Source organism: Kutzneria sp. 744 (assembly GCF_000568255.1).
In the GTDB taxonomy this organism is placed as follows: domain Bacteria; phylum Actinomycetota; class Actinomycetes; order Mycobacteriales; family Pseudonocardiaceae; genus Kutzneria.
The window spans coordinates 526,118-529,217 of the sequence record NZ_KK037166.1; the positions used below are offsets into that span (position 1 = coordinate 526,118).

Genomic DNA, 3,100 nt, shown 5'->3' on the forward strand with positions numbered 1-3,100 from the left:
CACGGGCCCGCGACGCCGTCGCGCAAGCGGCGGATGCGGCCGTCCGACACGCGGTCGCCGCGCGGGCCCTGCGGGAGATCGAGGCCGAACTTCGGGTGACCGCACTGTGGGTCCGCTCGCTGCGGCAGCACTGGCTGCCGCGGCTCGCGGACGCGCTGGCGGCGGTCGAGTTCGAGCTGGAGGAACAGGAACGCGCCGAGTCCGTCGAGCCCGGCTCAGGTGAGCACCGGGATCAGCGCGGGACCGGACCGTTGTCGGCCGGGCGCTCACGAGCCAGTTCGCGGTCGATGTCCGCCTCGGTGATCGGCTTGCGCACGAACGCGGTCCACGCGTGCATGACCAGGCCGATGCCCCACGAGAACATCACGATCGCCGGCCAGAAGAACCCGGACGGCCCGGTGTTCGCCCAGACGAACAGCAGCGTGCCGTTGATGAACAGGTAGGACACCAGGTGCGGCAGGAATCCGCGCCTGTCCTCGACGCGCTTGCGTGCGGCTTCCCTTCTCTCCTCGAGAGTCTCCGTCATGGGAGCCACCTCCTTCGGCGATCCCAGCGTGCGCCGGTACCCCGGCGCCGCACAGGGGCGTCGGTAACCATTCACCGGGGACCATCGGCCGTGCGCCGGTTCAGGCCAGGCCGAGCACCGATGCCAGCCGGCGGGCGGACGCGCCGCCCACGTCCGTCGCGAGGTCGACCGCCGCGGTGACGTCCAGGTCGCGGGAGAGCAGCCCCAGCGTCTCGTCGGCATCGCCGCCGCCGGGCCGGGCCGCCGCGCGGTACAGCCGGTCGACCCGGTCCGCCGCGACTTCGAGCAACTCCGGCGTGTAGTCCCAGTCCCGCGCCCACGGCCGGTCCAGGATCATCATCCGCACCACCGCCGCGGGCGCCGCGGCGAGCAGATCCTCCACCCGCACCAGGTTTCCCGCCGACTTGGCCATCTTGGCGCCGTCCACCGTGACCGTGCCGGCGTGCAGCCACGCTCGCGCGTACGGGCGCACGCCGGTCACCGCCTCCGCCATCGCCCGGTGGTAGGCGTGGTGCGGGAAAGCCAGATCAGCGCCACCCGCGTGGAAGTCGACGCCGACGCCGAAGGCGGACAACGACATCGCCACGCACTCGGCGTGCCAGCCGGGCCGGCCCGGACCCCACGGCGACTCCCACTCCGGGTGATCGGGCTCGGCCGCCTGCCAGACCGCGACGTCGAACGGATCCTCCTTGGCCGGATCGTCGAGCCGACCGCCGTACTCGCCGGCCAACGCCCGGGCGCGACCGACGTCCAGCCCGCTCGCCCGCACCACGGCGCGGCCCCGGAAGTACACGCTGCCGCCGCGCGTATAGGCGTCGCCGGTCGTCAGCAACGCACCGGCCAGCCGCGCCACCGCGTCCACGTAGCGGTGAGCGCGCGGTTCGTGTTCGGGCGGCCGGACGTTCAACGCCGCCATGTCGCCCTCGAACTCGAACTGCTGGATCGCCGCGAAGCGGTCGTACTCCGAGCCCGCCCGCCAGGCGGCCACGTCGAGCACCTCGTCGACGTCGGTCACGTTGCGGCACGTGATCGGCTCCACGTCCAGCGCGCGCAGCACCCGCGACAACGCGTCCGCCCACACGAACGTGGCGGCGTGGCCCAGATGGGTCACGTCGTACGGCGTGATGCCGCAGGTGTAGATCCGGGCGCGGTCCAACAGCGGCACTGTCCGGCCGCCCAGCGACAACTGGCACCGCAGCGTCATGTCTCGAAGTGTGCGCGCCTGCGGCCTCCGGCGCACAGGGACCTTCGGCCGCGCTGACGAGGTGACATCGGCACTGGGGGCGCGACACCGGCCGGCCGACCATGAAGGCATGAGCGACTCCCCGGTTCGGCTCGACGCCCGCCTGGACGAGCACCTCAGTCCCGGACTGTGGCTGGTGAAGTGGCTGCTGGCGATCCCGCACGTGATCGTGCTGTTCTTCCTGTGGATCGCGTTCTTCGTGGTGTCCGTGGTCGCGCTGGTCGCGATCCTGGTCACCGGCCGGTATCCCCGCCCGCTGTTCGACTTCAACCTGGGCGTGCTGCGCTGGAGCTGGCGGGTCGGCTACTACGCCTACGGAGCGCTGGGCACCGACCGCTACCCGCCGTTCAGCCTAGCCCCGCACCCGGACTACCCGGCAACGCTGGACATCGCCTACCCCGAGCACCTCTCGCGGGGGCTGGCGCTGGTGAAGTGGTGGCTGCTGGCCATCCCGCACTACGTCGTGGTCGCATTCTTCGTCGGCGGCGAGGCGCAGGGCACGCACTGGAACGCCGGCCTGATCCTGGTGCTGGTGGTCGTCGCCGGTGTCGTGCTGCTGTTCACCGGCCGGTACCCGAAGGCCCTGTTCGACCTCGTCATCGGCATGCAGCGCTGGGTGTTCCGGGTGACCGCATACGCCGCGCTGATGACCGACGAGTACCCGCCGTTCCGGCTCGACCAGGGCGGCGCGGAGCCGCTGGGAGGACCAGTGTTGTGAGCAAATCCGTTTCCACGAAACAGATTTGCCTCGGCGTGCTCGACGACACCGAGCATCCCGACTGTCGGACGGCCAGCAGCAGAAGGTGATGGACGAGCTGCCCGCGGCGCTGCTGGAGTCCGACTGACCCGGAACGCGCGGCGGCAACGCCGAGCCGCCCGACACCGGGGCCTTTGTGCCCCAACGGAAGCATCTACCGGCACTACCGCACCTTGGGCGCCGGGGCAATGGTGGAAACGTGAGTAGGCAGACGGTTACGGTCGGGACGGACGGTTCCCGGTGGGGCGAGGCCGCGCTTCGGTGGGCGGCCCGCCACGCCTGGAACCGCGGCGACGAGCTGCTGGTGCTACGAGGCACGAGCGGGCGGCCCACGCGGCCGATCACCCGTGACTTCCCGCTGCTGCCGGTGCGGATCCGCACCGTCGGCGGAGCCCCGCTGTCCGCGTTCACCGAGGCCAGCCGGGAATCGGTGCTGTTGGTGCTGGGCTGCCGCGGCGACCGGCACCGCCACCTCGGTCTCGGGGCGCTCGTGCTGCCGACGGTGCTGGCCGCCCACTGCGACACCGTCGTCGTGCGGGGCACGGACCACGCGGTGGACGGGCGGCATCACCGC

Annotated in this window: 2 protein-coding genes and 3 pseudogenes; 3 read left to right on the plus strand and 2 right to left on the minus strand. The window is 71.9% G+C overall.

Annotation, left to right across the window (positions count from 1 at the left end):
* Positions 1–194 (plus strand): annotated as a pseudogene (locus KUTG_RS65865) (V-type ATP synthase subunit D); the annotation flags it as partial.
* 38 nt (positions 195–232) lie between these two features.
* On the opposite strand, the gene KUTG_RS63025 reads toward KUTG_RS65865, so the two are convergent.
* A complete protein-coding gene (locus KUTG_RS63025) occupies positions 233–526 on the minus strand; it encodes a 2TM domain-containing protein (protein ID WP_043714539.1) in 294 nt (97 codons plus the stop codon).
* 100 nt (positions 527–626) lie between these two features.
* Complete coding sequence (locus KUTG_RS02340; RefSeq protein ID WP_043714543.1) at positions 627–1,730, minus strand: class I tRNA ligase family protein; 1,104 nt, start codon at positions 1,728–1,730, stop codon at positions 627–629.
* 109 nt (positions 1,731–1,839) lie between these two features.
* Between KUTG_RS02340 and KUTG_RS02345 the strand changes: the two are divergent.
* Positions 1,840–2,472: pseudogene (locus KUTG_RS02345) on the plus strand (DUF4389 domain-containing protein); the annotation flags it as partial.
* Between the two features lie 253 nt (positions 2,473–2,725).
* Positions 2,726–3,100, plus strand: a pseudogene (locus KUTG_RS60600) (universal stress protein); the annotation flags it as partial.

Coding starts and splice junctions, on each gene's coding strand:
- KUTG_RS63025 (WP_043714539.1), bottom strand. CDS start 526: ATGACGGAGACTCTCGAGGAGAGAAGGGAAGCCGCACGCAAGCGCGTC.
- KUTG_RS02340 (WP_043714543.1), bottom strand. CDS start 1,730: ATGACGCTGCGGTGCCAGTTGTCGCTGGGCGGCCGGACAGTGCCGCTG.